The following is a 21,980-nucleotide window of genomic DNA, read 5'->3' on the forward strand; positions in this document are numbered from 1 at the left end:
AAAATACGATAAAAAAGGCTTAAAACAGAAATAGTTTCTAAAATCGGCATAGAAGTAGATAGATTGTATGCACATACAGAAGTTATGAATATTGCTTACCTTTATATAAATGTTTTGGTTTACTAAATTTTGAATTCTTGTTTACATTAAAATGAAGGAAGACTCACTCTCGAACAGGGCATATACGGAATTGCGGAAAAAGATACTGTCCAACCAGCTTACTTCTGGAACGCGGCTGAAAGAGGATGAATGGTCTAAGAAGTTGGATGTCAATAGAATGGCTATCCGGGAGGCATTAACCAGGTTGCTGGGCGAGCAACTGATCGTGCAAGGCGAAAAAGGAGGTTTTTTTGTGAAGACGCTCACCCTCGAGGACAGCCACAGGATCCGCGAGCTCCGCGAAATACTGGAAATAGGCGCATTGCGGTTGCTCATTCAGAAAGTCACGGTTGAGCAGGTGGCCGAGCTGGACCGTATTTGCGATGATTTTTCATCGATGGTCGAGCGCGGGTATTTTGGCGGGGCATGCGAGGCGGATGTGAAATTTCATGAAACTTTGATTGAATGTGCTGGTAATGAAAGGCTTGTTGAGTTGTATCAGGCGAGCAATATTCCCTTGTTTCATCAGAAGCTCGGCAAGACACAGACGCATATGGACGACTACGAGCTCACCGATCAGGAACATCGTGAAATCGTAGCGGGTATCAAAGACCGTGATGTCAAACGCGCAGAGGAGGCACTCCTGAAACATTTGATACGTGGCGAAGTAGCGTCGATCGACCTGGCTTAGCCGTTCTGTAAATTATTTTGTTTTCCCCAAGCCGGCTTCTTTCACTGGAAGCCGGCTTTTTTGTGCCATAGGATTTTCTGTTGAACAGGATGGTTGTTCACTGGCATTCGGCTGGTCGCTGTATTCGCGATAGATCATTTGCTGAAAACGCGGAACAATAATTTTTTCTAAATTTTTTTGTTGACAAAAAAATAATATATTTGTTAACATTATTCGAATGCTACTTGTGTGCTCACCCCGTCCGGGATGGGTGGTTTCTGTTGCCCTATTAAACCCATTACTGTTCCGAAATCTTTGTTTATGAAAAAATCTCTAAAATTCCCGGAATCCCTCCCTTCGGAGATTCCCTTGCTGCGGTTTCGTTTACGTAACCGTTTGCGAATCCTTTCGCTGATGATATGTATGCTCTGTTCGGCAGCGCATTTCAGTCAGACCTATGCACAACAGAATAAAAAGATTACAGGGAAAGTTATCGATCAGAAAGGGGCACCTGTGCCCGGGGCGTCTATTGTCGTGAAGCATTCTACACTGGGCGCTATTGCCGACAAGGACGGGAATTTTGACATTGCTGCGCCTGAGAGCGCGGTGGCGATTGTTATTTCCTACATCGGGATGAAAACGCAGGAGGTTGCAATCGGCAACCGGAGCGCCCTGGGAGATATTACGCTACTGGATGACGCCATGGGCCTGCAAGAGGTGGTGGTGACGGCGTTAGGGATCGAGCGGGCAGCTAAAACGCTTACCTATGCCACCCAGAAAATAGGGGGCGATCAGGTGAATGAAATCCGTGACGCGAATTTTACGAATACCCTTTCCGGAAAAATTGCGGGGCTTACCATTACGCCGTCCGCGAACGGCCCCGGCGGCGCTACCAGGATCGTGCTGCGTGGTAACCGGTCGATTCAGGGCTCGAACAACGCACTCATTGTTGTGGATGGTGTGGCGATCGACAATTCCACACCGGCGGGTCAGGTGCGTTACGACGCCGGCGGGCACAGCGGGAGCGATGGCGCGTCGAGCATTAACCCCGATGATATCGAGTCGATTAACGTGTTGAAAGGTGCGGCGGGAGCGGCGCTCTACGGCAGCCGCGCTGCGAACGGGGTGATCATGATCACCACTAAAAAGGGGAAAAGCGGCAAGATCAATGTGAATGTAAATTCAGGTGTTACGTTTGATAAAGCATTGGTGACGCCGTCGTTGCAGAACACTTACAGCCAGGGTTCAGGCGGTAAGTACTCGACCCTGACCAACGGTAGCTGGGGCGAGCGCATTGCTGGCCAGAGTGTGAAGGATTGGGCAGGCAATACTGTTTCGCTGCAAGCCTATCCCGACAATATCAAAGACTTTTTCAAGACCGCGATTTCTACCAATAATTCCGTGGGCGTAAGCGGGGGCTCGGAGAAAGTGCAGTCGTATTTTTCCTATGCCAACAACTACATTAATGGTATTGTACCGCATAACCGCCTGTCCCGTAATACCTTCAATGCGCGGCTTAGCTACGATATTACCAGCCGGCTTTCCGCGGATGCGAAGGTGACTTATATGTTACAGAATATTTTCAACAAGCCAGGTGTGGGGGGCGACGGTATGGTAGTCGCGAACGTGTACCGGATGCCGCGCAGCGTTGATCCTGAAACACTTAAATCTTACAAAAAGGTGGATGTTACCGGGGTGGAAACACCTACCTACTGGACGAGTCCCGACGCGGTGTATATGAACCCTTACTGGACAATCAACAATACGCATCGCGATGAAAACCGCAGCCGCGTTACAGGGTTGTTTGTTTTGAGATACAAACTAACCGACTGGCTGAACATCCAGGGCAGGGTGAGCTCGGATAGCTACAATGATTTCATTACGCAGAAATACGCCAACAATACCGTCAACTACGCCCGCCAGCCGGGTGGGTACTATTCGGAAGGCAACGATTACATTGCTGAGCGCAATGCCGACCTTTTGCTGACCGGAACGAATAACATCGCGCCGGATCTCAAGGTGACGTATAACCTGGGTGGTTCAATATTGAACCGAAGCATGCGGCACCGGATCAATGCGGCCGACGGACTTGGTTTCGCCAACAAATACGACCTGAGTTATGCCACAACGCTCAAAACCGAAACCGCAACAGCGAAACGGCAACTGCAATCATTGTACGGAACGGTCCAGTTTGGATACCGGGACTATCTTTTCCTCGACCTCACCGCCCGGAACGATTGGTCGAGCACGCTACCGTCGCCGTATTCGTACTTCTATCCTTCTGTCGGCTTGTCGGCAGTTATATCGGAGATGGTCAAACTGCCGCAATGGATAAACCTGGGCAAGGTGCGGGGATCTTTCACGAAGGTGGGTAATGATGCTGCCCCTTATCTTTTAGCTCAGACGTATACCTATATCCGTGGCGGTTTTGGGGGCTACATTTCTAGCAGCAACATCAAAGCAATACCTAATTTGAAGCCGGAACTGACACAATCGATAGAAATAGGTACTGAATGGCGGTTCTACAATAACCGACTAGGCATTGACCTGACTTATTATAAAACGAACTCTAAAAATCAGTTCTTCGGGGTGGCTTCACCTGCTTCCTCTGGCTATTCTACACTGAATGTGAATGCCGGAAATATACAGAACAAGGGATTTGAAGTGATATTGAGTGTGAAACCGGTTGTTGCAAAGGATTTTACATGGAATATGGGCCTCAACTATGCAATGAATAACAGCAAAGTGCTGGAGTTGTACGATGGGGTTAAGCGACTATATCTTGGCGCGACAACGAGCCTACGGACTGCGAATCCTCTCATCGTGGAAGGCGGTTCATTCGGGGATTTGTATGGTTATAAATGGAAGACGCTAAATGGCAAGTATGTGGTCACAGACAAAGGCGTCCCGATGAAAACGGAAAGCGATGAAAAGCTTGGCAACTATAACCCGAAATTCTCGGCCGGTTTCAGTAATAACTTTAATTATAAAAACTGGGCGCTGAGTGTGCTTGTGGACGGTAAATTCGGTGGGGTGATCACGTCGGGTACCGCTGCGCAAATGGCCTACAATGGCACCGGCGTCGATACTGAAAAGTACCGCGATGCGGGCTCGTGGGTGGTGGAGGGCGTGACTGCCGAAGGTGCTCCGAATACCGTGCCGATTAATGCAGAGACGTTCTGGCAAACCGTAGCGCAGGGCGATTATTCGTGGGGGGAATTTTTTACCTACCATGCTACGAACGTACGCGTACGGGAGGTTTCGCTCGGGTATGATTTCAAAAACCTGCCCGGTTTCCTGAGTGCGGCAAGGCTCTCGGTTGTTGCTCGCAACCTTTTCTTCATTTACCGTGGCAATGCGATTCTGGACATTCCGGGCATAGGCAAGCGGAAAATGGATTTCGATCCTGAAATGAGCCTCGGTAACAGTAACTACCAGGGTATCGAATATTTCAATTTGCCCTCGACCCGGAATATCGGCTTGAACCTCAAACTATCATTCTAAAAACAGCTCATTATGTTGACTAGGATAAAAAATATAAGTCGGGTACTCACGAAAATGCTGCCGGTGGCCATCGTGGCGGCCGTCCTGACAAGTTGTACCGACAATTTCGATTCGCTGAACACCGACGCGACCAAAATAAGCAGCGTAGGCAGCAAAGAATATCCGTTCATGTTTGCCTACGCATTGATGACCCCTACCTTGAGCCCCGACAATTTCGAAGTGGGGGAAGGTACGATTGCCTCGGTGTACTCCCAGTTTCTGTCGCAGGCCGCGCATTCGTTCCCGACCGACCGTTACGTGATCCGCCAGGACTGGATGCCAGCATGCTGGAACCCTGTTTACACTGCTGCGGCCCCGCAACTGAAAACCATTATGGCGGGTACCGAAACGCAAAGTGCCGAGAATGCATTGGCGAACATCTGGTGGGTGTGGATGTTTCACCGGATCACCGATTACTTCGGTCCGATTCCCTATTCCGACGCGGCTTCCGGCAAGCGCTACATTTCCTACACGCCGCAGGATTCCATTTATTACGATTTTTTCAAGCGGCTAGACGCCGCCTCTACTGTTCTTAAGTCGCATTCCGGTGATAAGCCTTTTGGTACTTACGACCTCGTTTACAACAAGAATGCGGCCCCTGCTGCTGCCTGGATGAAGTTTGCCAACACGCTCCGCCTGCGCCTCGCGTTACGGATATCGAAAGTGAACCCGGAAATGGCCAAGCAGCAGGCCGAGGCGGCCGTTGCAGCCGGAGTTATTACGGAGATTGCCGACGATGCCTACATGCCGAAATCGACCACAACCTATGCTGAATACAACGGATTGGCCGTAACGGCGGGCTGGGACGACGTACGCATGAGTGCTTCCATGGAATCGATTTTGAAGGGTTATGAAGATCCGCGCCTGCCGATTTACTTCCAGCCGTCGGTTTCTACGGGTACCTACGAGGGTGTGCGCAATGGATTATTCACTTCGGAAAAGATCATAGATATCAATTCGCGGCTCTTTAATTCCAATATGGGTACACGCTGGGCGACCTGGGTGGGAAGCGATTGGAAAACCACGTACAATGTGCCTCAGAATATCCTGCATGCCGCAGAGGCATATTTCCTCCGCGCGGAGGGTGCGCTCAACGGCTGGAATATGGGCGGTACCGCAGAAGATTTTTATAAAAAAGGTATTCAGATGTCGATGGCGCAATGGGGCGTGACCGATCAGGCGGCTATCGCTAAATACATTGCCAATACGGCGGTTCCTATTGCGCCAAAGGACGGTATGAACTCTCCCGCGGTAAACGACTATCCGGTGAAATGGAGTGCTTCCGAAAGTATGCAGCGCAAGCAGGTGGCTCAGCAGAAATGGCTCGCATTGTTCCCGGACGGCATGGAAGGCTGGGCCGAAGTGAGAAGAACAGGCCTTCCGAAGCTCTATCCGATCGTTCATAGCGAAAATGCCGACCTGCCGGAAGGGAAATTCATCCGCCGGATGCCTTTCCTGGATACGGAAAAACAAACCAATGCAGCTGAGGTCGAAAAGGCCGTTAAAATGCTCGGCGGGCCTGATAATGCCGCTACGCCGCTTTGGTGGGATAAAAACTAAAATGGAGTTTATGAGTTCAAAGTTCATGAGGTAAAAGTGCTCATGACTTTAAACTCATAAACTCTTAAACTCTTAACTCAAACGATGCTTCTCCGCCTGCTTGTTGCTTGCTTGTTTGTAATGCCTGTTTTTGCACAAAATGGGCCGGTATTATTTCCGCAACCGCAAACGGCGCGCTATTCCGAAGAGAAATTTCCGATCTCGTTGCTGACTGTATCGGTGCCACCGTCGGCCAGCGACGAGGTGCGGTTCGCGTTACAGGAATTGAAAATTATAGCAGGAGAGCATCTTGGACAGGGTATTAAAAGTGCACCTTCTTTCGCTTCGGCGACATTTCAATGGGTCGTTCGAAAGGAAGGAGGTGCATTGCCTGAAGTCTCTGAAAAAGATGGTAAAAGTAATCGCGAGCATTACAAACTCACGGTGTCCGGCAGAGGCGTGCGCGTGGAGGCCGAGACTACCGCGGGGTTGTACTATGCCGTGCAAACATTGCGGCAACTGATAACAGGGCAGGGGAAAAATGCATTTATTCCGGGTGTCGTTATCGAAGACAAGCCGGCCCTGACGTACCGCGGGGTGATGATGGATTTTGCGCACGGTGGCCTGCCAACTGTCGCCGAAATCAAACGCCAGATCGACTTCCTGGCGCGTTGGAAAACGAATCAGTACTATTTTTACAATGAGGTTAGTATCGAGCTGAAGGGCTTTCCAAACATCGCGTACCGCTCGGGTTACACGCAGGCGCAGGTGCGGGAGATTATTGCATATGGCAGGCAGAGGCACATGGATGTGGTTCCGTTCCTGAATTTGTACGGTCATTTGCATGAATTGCTGCGGAATGAGCAGTATGCCGGTCTCGCAATCGGGCAGTACGGGCACGAGCTCGATCCGCGCAAGCCCGAGACGAATGCCTTGCTGAAAGACTGGATCAGCCAATACGCCGGGCTTTTTCCGGGGCCATTTATCCACGTCGGATTTGACGAAACCTGGGAAACCAAGCGCATTGCCGATGACAAGGATGCGCGCATTAACTCCGAGGATCTTTGGGTGCAGCAGTTGACATTCGTTCAGGCGGAGCTTAAAAAGTATGGTAAAACTGTGCTTGCGTGGACGGATATGAACAACTATTATCCGGATATTATTAAGAAGATCCCGGCAGAGGTAATCCCGGTTTTGTGGGAATATAAACCTGATACTGTCGAGATTAACCGGTATTTGAATCCGATTTTGAAGGAGCAAAAACCTTTTTTTATACAGCCTGCCGTGTCCGGTTGGGGGCATATTTATCCTGATGCCGATTATACCTACAACAATATCGACTTATGCCTTCAGGCCGGAGTTAAGCACCATGCCTTGGGATTTATTCATTCGGTATGGACAGATCCGGTGGAGCCATTTGTGCGTGCATCCTGGCTTTTCATGGCTTATGGCTGCATCGGGGCGTGGCAAGGTTACGTGCCTGACAAAGCACGCTTTACAGAAATGTACAGTCATGTGATGTATCCGCAGGTGGCCGGGGAAATGCAAATGGCGTTCGATCGTCTCGCGGATTCGAACAAGGCACTTGATAAATGCCTGGGTCGAAACACCAATGGTATGCCCCGTGGAACGATCGTCGAAAGCTGGTCGAACCCGTTTTTGGCCTACTACCTCAAAAATACTCGCGAGCATGCGTCAGATTTCCGCAAAGCACGCCAATTGAGCGAGGCGGCGCAGGCGGAGCTGATTACGGCGCTGGCCAGATGCAGTCCAAAAGATACCGCATTTATCCAATCCATGATCGTGACAGCGAGGTTGATGACCTATTCGGCTACGCGTTTTTTATGGGCGAAAACCATTTGCGACCGCTGGAATGAGTCGATGTTGGAGCGGAAAAAGAATGATTTTGTGGCTTATGACCTGGTGTATCCGTGTCATGGCCTGCTGGTGGATGTGATGGATGAGGCGGGTGAACTGAAAACCGCCTATTCGGAAGCGTGGCGGTCGGAATACCTGCCTTATCGGCTCAATACCATGCTCGGCAGGTTCGATGTCGAGTATGGTTTGTGGCAGAAGCTATCTCTGAAGGTGATTAGTTACCGTGTCGAGAACAAGCCCGACCACGTGGCGGACCAGTCGTTCGAGGTGCTATTTAAGCCCGACTTCTAGGTTTTCGGATACCAATTTGGCTATTCGCTGACCGAAAGTGGTTTTGTGAATTTTACGGGAATAATTGGTGTGAAAAGAATGGAGAAGTTATTTTGTAAACTATTTTATATAAATTTTGTAAACAAAAAATTAATCAATACATTTGATCAACCGCCTGTCTAAGCCGCTGCTATGTTATTCGCCCATTTGAACTATCCATCGATCCGGACATCCGTCGAAGACGCCGTAGTGGTACTCCCGCTCGGTGCGACGGAACAACACGGGCCGCATATGGCGGTGTCGACGGATACGGATATAGTGACGCACCTCGCGGGTGCCGCGGAAGCGCTTCTGCCCGGGCGAGTGCTTTTGTGTCCGACGTTGCCATTCGGTTCAAGCCATCATCACTTGTCGTTCGGAGGGACGATCAGCATTAAGCCGGCATTATACACACAGGTCATTGTAGATATGGTAGAGTCGTTGCTGCAAAACGGTTTCCGGCGGATCGTCCTGCTGAATGGCCACGGTGGTAATATCACGCCGGTAAAGCAGGCGCTTGCGGTGCTCAGCAGCAATTTCGAGCAGGCCAACGCGGCCAACATCGCATTAGTGACCTATTGGGAACTCGGAGGAGAGCCTTTTGCCGGCGAAGCGCCTATGGAAAGCCCCGCGCTCAGCCATGCGTGCGAGTACGAGACGAGTATGATGCTACATCTTTTTCCTGAAAAGGTCTGGATGGAAAAAGCTGAACGCGCCAAACGACCTGTTAGCAACGGCTACATCCCCTGGGAGGACGATGAGCCCAGCCGCGGCGTAACGCTTTTTAAACAAACCGCCTTCATTTCCAGCAACGGCAGCAGCGGTGAGCCGCAAAAAGCTACCGCTGAAAAAGGGGCGCATTTAATCAGTAAGGCCACGGAAGCGTTGGTAGTATTTCTGGAAGCATTTGCGGAGTGGGCTTTAGGCCGTAGGCTTTAAGCTATAAGCTTTTCCGAGATCAAAAATGGAGTTGTTTAATTTTTTATAACCAATTGCTTTAAGCTTAAAGCCTAAAGCCTACGGCCTAAAGCCCTTTTATATGCCCAAACAGGAAATCAAGCACCCCGATAAAAGTGTCAGCACCGGCGCGTATTCAGCCGGTGTTTTGAAGAACGGCTTATTGTTCGTGAGCGGGCAGGGGCCATTGGATTTGGCAACGGGCGAGGTGAAGCACGGTACGATCGAGGAGGAGACATTGCTCACGCTCGAACACGTGAAGAAGGTCGTGGAAGCCGCGGGAGGAACAGTCGACGATATTATGAAATGCACGGTGCATTTGGCGGATATCCATGATTTTGACCGATACAATGTGGCTTATGCCTCGTTTTTTACAGGTATTCTACCTGCCCGTACCACCGTGCAATCGGTATTGTCGGACGGGATCAAGATTGAGATCGACGCCATTGCGCTGATCGGCTAGTTTAAGCACCCAGTTTTTTGCATTAAAACAATGAGTTTAAAAGAACGCATCGGTACCGTTGGCCTTGGCCTGATGGGGAGCAGCATCGCTACCTGCATTCTTGCGGCAGGGCACGAGGTGACGTCGCTGGTCAAAGACGAAAGTGAAGCCGAGCCGGCCCGCAAACGCATTTTGGCCTACCTGACGGAACTTCACTACGAAGGCATGCTGAAAGAATCCCCCCAAACGGTGGCCGGCCGCATAAGCATTACGACCAATATTGCGGAACTGGCGGATCATGAGGTGGTGATCGAGTCGATTACCGAGGATGTGGAAGCCAAGAAGGCTGTTTATAATGCATTGGAAACTGTTCTTTCCAATACGGCCATTATCGGCAGCAACACGTCGGCGATACCCGTGTCGGTTTTGCAGTCCGGTTTGTGGCACCCAGAAAGGCTCCTGGGCATACATTGGGCCGAGCCAGCTCATATTACCCGGTTTATGGAGGTGATTTGCGGGAAAGACTCGGACCTTCAATGTGCGGAGCGCATCGTGAAATTGGCCGAAAGCTGGGGCAAGGAGCCCTCGTTACTGAGGAAGGATATTCGCGGGTTTATCACCAACCGCATTATGTATGCCATGTTGCGGGAGGCATTCAATCTGGTGGAGAACGGCTATGCCACAGTGGAGGATGTCGACCGCTCATTGCGCAACGACCTGGGGTACTGGATCACATTCGCGGGCCCGTTCCGCTTTATGGATTTAACGGGCATTCCGGCCTACCTGACGGTCATGAAGGATTTGTTCCCCGATCTCGACAACCGGCAGACGCCGCCCGAAATGATGGAACAACTCGTAGCATCGGGGGCAAAAGGCGTGAGCAATGCGCAGGGGTTTTACCCCTATACCCGCGAGAGCGCAGAAGCCTGGGAAAAAGCATTTATCGATTTCAGCTACGACATCCGGAAGCTGGCTGAAAAATACCCGCAGAAATGACAACAATTGTATCGGTCCGTGCCACGGAAGTGATCGTGCCGGCCAAACCCGGAAGCCTCAATTCTGAAACAGTACTGGATAAGGACATTGCATTTGCGCAAAAATTCCTGACCGGCGAAAGCTGGACAGAGTTCGCGAACCAGCCCAAATGGATCATCGAAATGACCCTCGCGAGCGGGCACACGGGCATAGGCGAGACCTACCGCAGTGCGTCGGGCGAGCTGATCCGCGAAACTTTGCAGGAGTTCGTGGGTAAGGATGTGCTAAAACTGAACTGGCGGCGGTTACCCGTTACCGACCAGCGTATTTATGAAGCTTTCGAAAGCTGCGTACTCGACCTGGTGGGGAAGCTGCTACATGTGCCGGTGTACCAGTTACTCGGCGGAAGCTATCGCGAAACGGTCGATTGCATGGGCTGGACCGGCCGGAGAACACCGGAAGATGCGGCGCAAAAAGCTTTCGAAGCGATGCACAAGGGGCATCAGGTTTTCAAATTCAAATGTTCCGACGAAGACCCGGTGCGGCTTTGGACGGAAGAGATTAAAAAGCGATGCGGCGACGGCATTAAGGTCCTGCTGGACCCTAACCAGCGTTGGAACGATGTCGAAACGACGATGAAACTGATGGAAGGCGTGGAAATGGACATCATGCTGGGGCTCGAAGACCCGATCCTTCATGCGGACGTGGAAGGTTTCAAATACCTGAAAAAACACCTGGGTATTCCGCTGTACCGGCACATTTCGCTCCCGTATACGCAGGACATCCGCGATATGATCACGTTCGTTCGTGCGGATGCGGCGGACGGCTACAATTTCAATGGCTCGGCATATAACTGTGTACTGCTGGCCGAGATCGCGCACCTGGAAGGAAAACACTGCTGGCGTGGATCGGAGGTCGATCTGGGCGTTTCCGAAACCATGGGCCTGCATATTGCGGCGGCGAGCATTAACTGTACCATCCCCTCGGACATTTTCGGGGAGCTGGTGCGGGTGGATGACTTGCTGAACGACCCGATTGTATTTGAAAACGGGGCCGCGAAAGTACCTCAGGGCGAGGGGTTGGGCATTACGCTCGACCAGCAGGCACTACAAAAATATCAAACCGGAAAAACCCTAACCGCGCATTCATGAAGAAGGCATTTTTTTCGTGGTCCATACTCTTCTTCTGCAACCTGATTTGGTCGTTCCATTTCACGTGCATTAAGCTCACGCAGGATCAGGTTGGGCCCTATTTTACCGTGTGGTTGCCCATGCTGCTCGCTACGGTTTTCCTGGCCCCCTATGCCTGGCGGGACTTTAAAAAGGGAAATAAGAAGCTCAAAGACGTACTCATTTTTGTACAACTGGCGGCCATTGGCGCATTCCCGTCGCAGGTGCTCATGACCTGGGGCACGCAGTATTCCCTTGCAAGCAATGCGGCCATCCTGATCCTCGCATTGCCGGTCGTAACGGCGGTTTTTGCTTTTTTTATTTTGAAAGAAAAAATGAACCGCATCCGCTGGATCAGCTTCGGGATTGCGATTGTGGGCGTGCTGCTCTGTTCCACCGACGATATCCGGAACATGGACATGAGCTCGCAATATGCGGTCGGTAACCTGCTGATATTCCTGGCGATACTCGGCAACGGCTATTACAACGTCGGCTGCAAGAAAGTCGCCGAGCAATACAGCGAAATGGAAATGGTTTTTTACACCTACCTGGTGATGGTGATCCTGCTCGCGCCGCTGGTGTGGTATTACGAACCCGAAATGTTTTCCGTGATACCGCATTACACGGCCCAGACCTGGACCGGTATGATCGCGCTGACGCTTTTTCACAACTTCCTGTCGATGCTGCTGTTTTTCAAGGTACTCAAATACCTCGATGCCACTCAGGTCGCATTATCCAATTACCTCATTACGTTCATGGGACTGCCGATAGCGGCTTTCGTTTTGGGCGAAACATTGAAAACACAAGCCATTATCGGCGGCATCCTGGTACTCGCGTCGACGTTGATACTCACCATTGTAGACAGCAAGGCCGCGCGGGAAAAAAAGCAGGAAGAACTGGTCAATGCCAATCCATAAAACCCTAAGAGTATGAATACAGAGAACGAACTGTCCGGCGTCGTACCCATTATCCCGACGCCATTTACAGAAGACGAGGAGATTGACGAAGCCGCTCTCCGCGACCTGATCGATTTCGCCGTTGCGAGCGGTATCGAGGCGGTATGTTTGCCCGCTTATGCCAGCGAATTTTACAAACTGACCGACGACGAGAAGTTACAGGTCGTGCGGGTAGCGGTGTCGCAGGCGGCCGGACGCGTGAAAATCGTCGCGCAATCCAATCACCCCTCGCTGAGACAGGCTATCAGGCTTGCGCAGGCGAATGTAGCAGCCGGTGCGGATGTGGTGTCGCTGGCGGTGCCGCGGATTTTCAGCCTGCCGGAGGACTCTCTCAGAGCCTATCTGTCCGGATTTTTACAATCCATCCCCGACACGCCGGTATTGATCCAGGATTTTAACCCGGGCGGCCCGTCGATCAGCGTCAGCTTCATCCGTGACCTGATGGAACGTCATCCGAATTTCAAATACCTCAAACTCGAAGAGCCGCTTTGCGCACCCAAGTTTGAAAGCATTATCAAGGAAACAGCCGGAAAAATCGGACTTTTTGAAGGATGGGGCGGCTTGTATATGCTGGAACTCATCCCGCTGGGAATTCGCGGTGTCATGCCGGGGCTGGCGGTGTCGGATATTTTGCAGAAAGTATTTACCCTCCGCAATCAGGGGGCGCATCAAAAGGCCTTCGATCTGTTCGAAAAGGTAATGCCGCAGATATTCTTTTCGCTGCAAAACATGGAACTCTTCCATTACGCCGAAAAGGAGCTGCTGATGGCCCGGGGTATCCTTAAAAACAGCATCGCTCGCAAAGCCGCGTATATTCCTGATCCTTCATCTGTTGCTTATATTAAGGAGTTGAATCAGAGGGTTTTGGATGTTATTAATGACGAAACGTGGGAAATCAAGTCACTGGAAACAACCTTCTTGAAAGCGTGATTAAGAACGAAGAAAAAAGTATTTTTAAAACCGGCAAGTCTAAATCCATTCAAAAACGCGCTGGTAAGATGAACACTTTCGAGAATCAGGTTGCCGTCATTACCGGTGCCGCTTCCGGTTTGGGGCTTGTGATCGCCCATAAACTGCTGAATGAGGGTGCCAGAATAGGGTTACTGGATTTGAACGAGCAGGCACTGAACGAGGAATTCGTCGGTAATCCGGAGCGTGAAGAGCTCATCGGCGTGGACGTCACGGACGAGCAGCGCGTTGCGCAGGCGGTGGCCCGCGTGGCGGAACGTTTTGGTAAAATTGATATTCTGATCAATTGCGCGGGAATTACCGGTGCTACCAATATCAAAAGCCACGAAGTGGATACGGCCAACCTGCAAAAGGTGTTCAATATCAATTTCATGGCGAGTTTTTACACAGCCAAAGCGGTGCTGCCTTATATGCTCCAAAGCAACTACGGGCGGATTTTGCACATTGCATCTATTGCCGGAAAAGAAGGAAATGCAGGCATGCTGGCCTATTCGGCCTCGAAAGCGGCTGTGATCGGTATGGCCAAAGTGCAGGGGAAAGAATATGCCGAGACCGGCATTACCGTGAATGCATTGGCGCCGGCGGTGATCCGGACGCCGCTCGTGGATGTGATGCCCGAAGTGCAGGTGAAATACATGACGGACAAGATTCCCATGAAACGCTGCGGTACGCTCGAAGAAGCGGCCAACATGGCTGCATTCATCGTGTCCCCCGAAAACAGCTTTACGACCGGGTTTACATTCGATCTTTCGGGGGGTAGGGCGACGTATTAATGAGTTTGACCGCCGACGGCCGACCATGGATATTTAACGCGAAGACATGGCCGTCAGTCGATGGTCCATGGTCAAAAAACTAATCACTATGAATCCCTCCACCCCCCCACTGACCTTTCTCGCTCCCGTTGAAGGAGACGTGCTACATGCCTTCGACGGCGTTTTTGTGAAGGGTAAACTCGAAATTACGGTCAAAATCGCTGCGCCGGAAGATGCTGAAATAGCTGTGAATGGCGTACAGACCAGGCGGGTTGACGGACACTTTGAGGCGCAGGTGGTTTTGGAAGGATATGAAAACACGCTGGAAGCCGCAGACCGGATTAGTGGCGGGAAAACGGCTATCCGTGTATTTCTACTTCCAAATTTTGCCGGGCATTACAGGCTGTCGATCGATGATAATATCTGGTTTTTACGGGATATTCAGCAAAACAGGGACCGTTATGCATCGCTTTTCGATAATCCTTACCTCGGATTTTTGAAACAGGTCAATGCCGAATACGGTACTAAAATCCACCTGAACCTGTTTTATCAGACCGACGGTTTCAACCTCTCTGATTTTACAGATCAATACAAAAACGAATGGAAAGCCAATGCGGACTGGCTTCGGCTGAGCTTCCATGCATTGCAGGAGTTTCCGGACATGCCGTATGTGAAAGCCGGTTATGAGGAGGTGAAGCATGATTGTGATCTCATTATGAGCGAAATCCGGCGATTTGCCGGTACGGAAGTCATGCATTCGGTTACCACCATCCACTGGGGTGAGGCTACCGCCGCAGGCTCGCGTGCGATGCGCGATGCGGGTTACTGGACGCAGGTAGGCTATTTCAACGTGGATGATGACCAGTACCCGGCTTCCTATTATCTGACGGTACCGCAGCGGAGGCATATCAAAAAGCGCTTTGTGTGGCGGGACACGGAGCAAGACATCACTTTTGTACGAGCCAGCATCGTGATCGATACCCAAAAACTCGAAGCTATTAAACCGCACCTCGACTCGCACGAAAAGAATGGTCACAAACCGCCGTATCTCGATTTGCTGGTGCACGAGCAATATTTTTATCCGTTCTATTTCAACTACCAGCCCGATTTCCGCGACAAGATCCGCACCGCAGTGCAATGGGCCGGAGAAAATGGCTACACGCCGCAGTTTTTGAGTGAATCTGTTTTAAATGAATAACCCACTCCTCCGATGGATCAGCACCGCAGGGATTTTATCAAAATGACCGGCCTGGGGATCGCTTCGGCGGCATTGCCTTCCGCAGCGGCGGCAAGGCCACCGAAGCAAGCAACCGGTTCGCAGTCATTCAACATGTGCAACTATGCGGCCCCGAAGCTGGAAACGGTGCGCATTGGCTTTATCGGGCTCGGTAACCGTGGAATGGCGGCCGTAGAACGCATGAACAAGATCTCGGGCGTTGAAATCAGGGCGGTTTGCGATTTGCGGGAAGGGAAAGTCCGGGAGGCCATTCAACTGGTGGCGGGCAACGGGCACAAGCCACAAGGGTACCATAGCAGTCCCGACGCCTGGAAAAAGCTGTGTGAACGCGACGACCTCGACCTGATCTACATCGTAACGCCGTGGGCATCGCATACACCGATGGCGGTGTGCTCGATGGAACACGGGAAGCACGTTTGCGTGGAAGTACCGGCAGCGAAAACAGTCGATGAATGCTGGGAGCTTGTCGAAACCTCGGAGAAGACGCGGAAGCATTGCATGATGACCGAAAACTGTTGCTACGACTTTTCGGAGCTGCTGACATTAAACCTGGCACGGCACGGCTTCTTCGGCGAAATCACCCATGCGGAAGGTGCCTATATCCACAATTTGCAGGAATATGTGTTTGACAAAGAGCGGTTTTACCAGATGTGGGAGCTGAAAGAGCTTTCGCAACGGACGGGTAACCTGTATCCGACGCACGGTCTCGGGCCGATTTGCCAGGTGATGAATATCAACCGCGGCGATGCAATGGATTACCTGGTGTCGATGTCGAACAACGATTTTGTCATGGCCGATACCGCCAGGCGTCTGGCTGCCCATGATCCGGACTTCAAGCCATTTGTGGGAAAGCCTTTCAACGGGATGATGAACACGTCGACGATCCGCACGAAAAAGGGAAAAACCATTATGGTACAGTTTGACGTTGCGTCGCCGCGCCCTTACTCCCGCATTCAGCTTGTGAGCGGTACCAAAGGTGCGGCACTGAAATACCCGGAGCCAGCCCGCATTGCCAAAGGCCACGAATGGCTCTCCCCGGAAGAATATAAGGCGCTTGAAACCGCCCACACACCGCCCATCGTGAAGAAAATAGGAGAGGTGGCGAAGCAAGTCGGCGGTCACGGCGGCATGGATTTCCTGATGGATTGGCGTACGATCGACTGCCTCCGTAACGGCCTGCCCCTCGACCAGGATGTGTACGATGCCGCATTGTGGAGTTCTATCGGCCCGCTCAGTGAATGGTCGGTAGCGCACCGTTCCAACTCCATCGACGTTCCTGATTTTACCCGCGGCGCCTGGAAAACCAATACGCCCATCGATATCTCCATGGAAAAAGGAGGCACAACGGGCGTAAGGCTTTAATTTATGACATCTTTTCCAGCTCGATAAAATCCTGGCGCGCGGGCGTAAAGCAATCGATTACCCTGCATAGCGTGTGCGCGACTGCGGAATGCGGCGCGTGCGGCGGAATGTGGGCGGTCATGCCCGGCGTGAGCAGCATCGTTTCACCATCAACGGTAAATTCCAGCTCTCCTTCGAGCACATGGCACCATTGCTCATGGAAATGGCTATGCTCGGGAAGCACCGTTCCGGCATCGATGGTGAAATGCCCGAACGTCTGCTGCTCCGAATGGCCCAGCGTGCCATAAATACCATCCCAGATTTTGACTACTTTATTGGTTTTGAAATTGACGAAAGGCATTTGAAAATGAATTTAAGACTACTTGAAAATGGTAAATGTAGCCTTCGCCGTAATGCGTTGTGACAGAATCCCCGTTTTTTTTACCATGAAACCTAGTTTTTCGGGTTCGTCGCGGCGGGCTCGCAGCAGGTCGTGACCATAGTCGGCCATTAGTGCAAACCGGCGCCACTTGACGCCAGCCGCTGCCGAAGCAACCGGCAAAATGCGATCATAGCCGAATGCGTCCCGATTTACTTGCTTCTTTTCATGATACGGCCGGTCGATAGCCGCCACAAACATATTGGCCCCTGCTTTCACTTCTACAAAAAAGAGAAGTTTCGACTGGGGATTTATGTACCATCGCATACCGACTTCTGCCTGCGCATGATGGTGAGTTTCCCGCGCGTACCAAAAACCTGAATCGTACCATTGACTGAAAAGATCAGGCAAAATGTCGGTTTGGTGATAAGTCAGTTGCGTGAGTCCGGAAAAACTTCGATTAAAATGCCTTTCAATCCAAAAACCTGCACCCCACACATAGTTGGACTGAAAGTGGGATATGTAACCTTGACCATCGTCTTTAAATTTTCGGTAATCTTCATAATACATTCGGTCGTAGTAAGAACGGCCAAAATCGGCCGATAGGCCGTATTCAATTGGGGAAGTATACTGCGCGGCCAGGTTACCGGACAAGCAGGATATGTAAAGGGTCATGGTAATTATCAGTGGCGTTTTCATAGTTTATCGATTTAGAATGGATGATTACAGATAATAACTTCGTTTCGACTTATCGGGATTGGATAGCAGGTTTGAACGGCTGGGGCACTCGCGCCAGCCGTTCAAATCAGATAGCCTCGTTATTTTAGGATGACCGTCCTCGTTGACGTGCTGCCGGTTTCTCCTTTTAACTGTACCAGGTAAGTACCGGAAGGGATATTTGACATCGAAACCTTTTGACGATGAATACCTTCGCCGGAAAGCATCTGCCGGAAATGTACATTACCCCGCATATCCACCACCGAGAGCTCGGTTTTTTCTCCTCTTTTCAGATAAAAAGAAACCTCGAATTGCCCGGAGTTTGGATTGGGCGATACGAAAAGACCAGTGGCGGGAGCTGCCTCCTGTTCCCCGATACTGACCCTGGCATTGGCATTGCTGTTCACGCAGATACGGTCTTGCCGGCAACTTCCACCGCCGGCTCCCTGAATGCGGATAGTATTGTTGCCCGCCGCCAGATTGACGTTGATCGTCTGTTCCGCCCACACGATATTCCATGAACCTGAATGAGGCAGGTTGACGGTTTGTATGTTTCCTCCGTTCACCTGTACGGTCACGGTGGGCGCGACCGAGGAATAATAGCGGAGTTTCATATAGTAGGTTCCGGCAGCCGGTACTCCGGTAATGACGTAGTCGACGTAATGGTTGCCGTTGTTCTCTTCACCCCGCGTTTGGCCGTTAGAGGCGTTCGGATCGCTGGTGATTGCACCTGTGCCTGCCGATAATTCAGATTCTTTGCATTGACTGAAATTGGGCGAACCGTTGACAGCCACCGTCACCGCCGCCTGACTGCTCGTGCAACCGCCGACGGTGCAGGTAGCGTAATAGGTGGTGGTGGCCCCCGGTGCTACATTCACGGAGCCGCTGTTGCCCAGGCCGTTGGACCACGTAATTGTTCCATTGCAATTGCTTGCCGAAAGGGTGCTTGATCCGCCAGCATCAATCGTCGAAGGGGTGGCATTTACGGAAGGCGGGTTCGGCGGATTGCATCCACCTCCTCCGGTTACACAAATCCTGTCCTGCCGGCAACTTCCGCCTCCGATGCCCTGGATTTTAATGGTGTTGGTGCCCGCATTGAGGTTGACATTGAAGGACTGCTCGGTCCAGACGATGTTCCAGGAGCCGGAATGGGCCAGATTGACCGTTTGCCCGCCGCCCCCATTGACACTCACACTCACCACCGGTGCACTCGATGAATAGTAACGGAGTTTGACGATGTAAACCCCACTGGAAGGAACCCCGGTGACCGTATAGTCGACGTAATGATTGTTGTTGTTTTCTGCGCCGCGTGTCTGTCCGTTAGAAGCGTTGGGATCACTACTGATGGGGCCATTGCCATTGGCATTTTCTGACTCGATGCAGGCATTCAGGGCACCTCCGCTACTGACATTGATGCTGGTTGTGGCAGTTTTGGAACCACATCCGTTTCTTGTTGCGGTAACGGTGTAGGTGTAGCTGCCGATCGCACCGGGCGCATTGATACTAAGCGGGGAGGTACTGCCATTGACCCCATTCCCACTCCACGCGTAGGAAACGCCGCCACAATCGCCGCCCGTGCAGCTGTAAAGTAATTGCAAACCCTGACCGGGAGCGGGGTTACCATTGCTGTTTGATGCCGACACATTGAAGTTGCAGGGGTTTTGTGTGGTGAGATTGAGCGGGACGACATTCAACAGGCAGCCGGTTTTGATTGTACTCACATTGTAGGTGTACGACCCCGGTGCGACAGGCGCATTGATGGTAACCGACTTTCCGCTCTGCACCAGCCCATTGCCAGTCCATTGAAAGCTGTTGATGTGTGAGCACCCTGAGCCCGAACAGCTGGCGGCAAGCGTTACCGGAGCCCCGCACGCAGGCGCAGCCGGTGAGGCGCTGGTAGTGATCGTAAAGTTGCAGTCGGTACAAGGCGTAACTTGTGAAATCCCTACCTGCGTCCACGCGTAGGCGGCCTGGCGGGCGATATCGGAGCAGGCGCCGTACGCATCGATCGCTCCTTGTATGGTTGCCTCCGCTGCGTCATAATACGTGGAGTTGGATTGCAAATAGAACTTCAACGCCCGGTAAACCACCTTCGCCGGTTTCGCGTAATCCAGCGGCGTACCTGTGGGACCGCCCGTGCGCATGTACCAGTACCATTTGTTCATGACGCCGCTGTTGTGGTGGACGCCGCCGTTGTCGACAGGGTCGTTTGTGGGGACCCAATTGGGCCCCAGATAGGTATCGGGATCGCCATATAAACCAGGATTAGACATATCTCTTGTCGTCTGGCCATCCTCACCGTGGCTGTAATTGGCATTTACGCCTAGCAGATGATACTCCAAGGTGGTACCCATGATGTCCGAAATCGATTCATTTAATGCACCGGATTCTCCCTGATAAACCAACTTGGCCGATGTTGCGGTCACGCCATGGGTGTATTCGTGCCCGAAAACATCCATGGTGACCATACTGCTTCCATTTGAAAAATGTCCAAATTGGACCTGATCCCCTATCCATCCTGCATTTGGTACATTACCTTCAATCACTACAACTCTAGGATGTTTGCCATTACCGTCATACCCATTGCGCAAAAATAGAAGCCAGCACATGTCGTGCATTTTCTGCGCAAGCCAATGTGCGGTCGTAGCATTCCGATCGGCATTACTCCAATTGTTTGTGGGGTTGAACACGTCCGGGTACCACGACCACGGAAATGTTGCCTGGCCATTGACCAGCACAGTAAATGTAGCAATCCGCGTATTCAATGTGTTGTTATACGCACTTAAGCGATATTGAGCACCCGTCTGTTCGGTTTCAAAAGTGATATGGGGTTGGCCATTTAGGTAACGATTATAGTTAGGTAGCATGGTGGATACCATCCACGGTTTGTAGGGAGTTAATCCTGCTTTGGGATATTGAGTTTGCTGTGTTTGATCGTGCGATGCAAAGAAACAGTTCATGAATAAAGGAACCTTTTTCAGAATGCTGCCAGTTCGTACATCCACATATATTCGATAAGGCTCCTGGATTCTCTCTGATTTTAGGTCGAACACCCACGCTAGCCGATAACTTTCTTTGAGGAAATGCTCGTCCTTTCGGGCTAGAATCAATGAGCCGGTAGGAAGGGCATCGCCGTCAAAATTATCCTGCGTAAGTCTTTGCTCGTCCAGCGCGGTTTGCAGGGCGACGGCTACATCGATTCCTCCGGCCACGTCCATATCCAGCCCAGCCACGATTCTTCCGTGAGCAGTTTTCAATGTATTTTCAGTGGAATGTAGACTGAACTCATTGCCCTCTACCGGTATGTTCTTATAATGCAGTTGAAAAAGCTGATGACGCATTACTACCATCGTTCCTTCCGGCGTATCCGTTTCTTCCTTAATCGCTTTCAGCTTGTAGCCTGCTGACAGGCCCAGGTTCGTCGCATAGCGCACAATGAAGGTATCTGGTGATACGTGTAAAGCCGGATCATCTTTCAAAAACAGCCAACCATGGTCTGTCATTCTGCTAAAAAGGGAATCAAATTTGGCATCCCGGTGACTCCGGTAATAGGCTTCGTATTGAGGCTGAGCTAAGGCAGAGTTAACTAATACTGCGAATAATACGAAGAGGGCGGTTTTAAAAAGTGTTTTCATACTAAGTATGTGTTTTAGTTGATTTTTTCGATTTTGTCTATGTAAAGAGCTAGGATAGCCATGTCGAGATATTTCTCCCTGTTCCAATCCAACAGTTTTCCGGAAACCCTGTATGGAAAAGATTTGGGTTCCTCTTTGCCTCCATCATAGGTATGCGGAAAACCCGCGAGTTTGTGTATGGATTTCTCGCAGATGCGAGCGATATTAACCCGATATCCCTCGCGGGTCTTACTGGGGAATTTTCGAGTAAACCGGACGAAATAGAACACGTCATAAGGAGGTCCCGTTAATGCGACGGGTTCGTCGACTACATACTCGACATAGTCGAACAAATAAGGATTGCAGCAAGAAGCATCCCGACATTCCGGATCAGGCTTATCGCGTTCACAACTGAAAACAGCCAGAAAAAACAA

General features: G+C 51.1%; 17 protein-coding genes. 13 read left to right on the forward strand and 4 right to left on the reverse strand.

From position 1 onward, the window contains the following. The first annotated feature begins 151 nt into the window (after positions 1-151). The 13 genes from J7619_RS29270 (at position 152) to J7619_RS29330 (ending at position 16,857) form a co-directional block, all read left to right on the forward strand. Complete coding sequence (locus tag J7619_RS29270; RefSeq protein WP_291207687.1) at positions 152-790, forward strand: GntR family transcriptional regulator; 639 nt, start codon at positions 152-154, stop codon at positions 788-790. Positions 791-1,090: 300 nt separating this feature from the next. Beyond that, positions 1,091-4,273, forward strand: coding sequence for a SusC/RagA family TonB-linked outer membrane protein (locus J7619_RS29275; RefSeq protein ID WP_291207690.1), 3,183 nt, complete (start codon positions 1,091-1,093; stop codon positions 4,271-4,273). 12 nt (positions 4,274-4,285) lie between these two features. Beyond that, entirely contained in the window at positions 4,286-5,872 is a 1,587-nt protein-coding gene (locus tag J7619_RS29280) for a SusD/RagB family nutrient-binding outer membrane lipoprotein (protein ID WP_291207693.1), read from the forward strand. Between the two features lie 84 nt (positions 5,873-5,956). Continuing rightward, complete coding sequence (locus J7619_RS29285) at positions 5,957-8,020, forward strand: glycoside hydrolase family 20 zincin-like fold domain-containing protein (RefSeq protein WP_291207696.1); 2,064 nt, start codon at positions 5,957-5,959, stop codon at positions 8,018-8,020. Positions 8,021-8,191: 171 nt separating this feature from the next. Further along, on the forward strand, positions 8,192-8,977 hold the full coding sequence (locus tag J7619_RS29290; RefSeq protein ID WP_291207699.1) for a creatininase family protein: 786 nt from the start codon (positions 8,192-8,194) through the stop codon (positions 8,975-8,977). 100 nt (positions 8,978-9,077) lie between these two features. Beyond that, complete coding sequence (locus J7619_RS29295) at positions 9,078-9,458, forward strand: RidA family protein (RefSeq protein WP_291207702.1); 381 nt, start codon at positions 9,078-9,080, stop codon at positions 9,456-9,458. 30 nt (positions 9,459-9,488) lie between these two features. Beyond that, positions 9,489-10,433, forward strand: a complete 945-nt coding sequence (locus tag J7619_RS29300) for a 3-hydroxyacyl-CoA dehydrogenase family protein (protein ID WP_291207705.1) — start codon at positions 9,489-9,491, stop codon at positions 10,431-10,433. Next, positions 10,430-11,563 carry a mandelate racemase/muconate lactonizing enzyme family protein gene (locus tag J7619_RS29305; protein ID WP_291207707.1) on the forward strand — a complete coding sequence of 378 codons (1,134 nt, stop codon included), beginning with the start codon at positions 10,430-10,432 and terminating at the stop codon, positions 11,561-11,563. The genes J7619_RS29300 and J7619_RS29305 overlap by 4 nt, the downstream gene beginning before the upstream one ends. Further along, on the forward strand, positions 11,560-12,498 hold the full coding sequence (locus J7619_RS29310) for a DMT family transporter (protein ID WP_291207709.1): 939 nt from the start codon (positions 11,560-11,562) through the stop codon (positions 12,496-12,498). Before J7619_RS29305 ends, J7619_RS29310 begins: the two co-directional genes overlap by 4 nt. 12 nt (positions 12,499-12,510) lie before the next feature. Then, complete coding sequence (locus J7619_RS29315; protein WP_291207711.1) at positions 12,511-13,467, forward strand: dihydrodipicolinate synthase family protein; 957 nt, start codon at positions 12,511-12,513, stop codon at positions 13,465-13,467. 68 nt (positions 13,468-13,535) lie between these two features. Then, on the forward strand, positions 13,536-14,279 hold the full coding sequence (locus tag J7619_RS29320) for an SDR family NAD(P)-dependent oxidoreductase (protein WP_291207735.1): 744 nt from the start codon (positions 13,536-13,538) through the stop codon (positions 14,277-14,279). Between the two features lie 88 nt (positions 14,280-14,367). After that, positions 14,368-15,456 (forward strand): hypothetical protein, encoded by a 1,089-nt coding sequence (locus J7619_RS29325; RefSeq protein WP_291207713.1) that lies wholly within the window; start codon positions 14,368-14,370, stop codon positions 15,454-15,456. Between the two features lie 12 nt (positions 15,457-15,468). After that, on the forward strand, positions 15,469-16,857 hold the full coding sequence (locus tag J7619_RS29330; protein WP_291207715.1) for a Gfo/Idh/MocA family protein: 1,389 nt from the start codon (positions 15,469-15,471) through the stop codon (positions 16,855-16,857). A gap of 1 nt (position 16,858) precedes the next feature. Here the strand turns inward: J7619_RS29330 and J7619_RS29335 are convergent, their stop codons facing one another. The 4 genes from J7619_RS29335 to J7619_RS29350 all read right to left on the reverse strand — a co-directional run. Beyond that, positions 16,859-17,197: a cupin domain-containing protein gene (locus tag J7619_RS29335; RefSeq protein WP_291207717.1), complete on the reverse strand. Its 339-nt coding sequence runs from the start codon at positions 17,195-17,197 to the stop codon at positions 16,859-16,861. Between the two features lie 18 nt (positions 17,198-17,215). Beyond that, positions 17,216-17,914 carry a hypothetical protein gene (locus J7619_RS29340; protein ID WP_291207719.1) on the reverse strand — a complete coding sequence of 233 codons (699 nt, stop codon included), beginning with the start codon at positions 17,912-17,914 and terminating at the stop codon, positions 17,216-17,218. A gap of 119 nt (positions 17,915-18,033) precedes the next feature. Then, complete coding sequence (locus tag J7619_RS29345; protein WP_291207721.1) at positions 18,034-21,435, reverse strand: M4 family metallopeptidase; 3,402 nt, start codon at positions 21,433-21,435, stop codon at positions 18,034-18,036. Positions 21,436-21,581: 146 nt separating this feature from the next. Then, a partial coding sequence (locus J7619_RS29350) for a hypothetical protein (RefSeq protein ID WP_291207722.1) occupies positions 21,582-21,980 on the reverse strand: 399 nt, incomplete at its 5' end.

The organism is Dyadobacter sp. (assembly GCF_017744695.1).
Lineage (GTDB): Bacteria > Bacteroidota > Bacteroidia > Cytophagales > Spirosomataceae > Dyadobacter.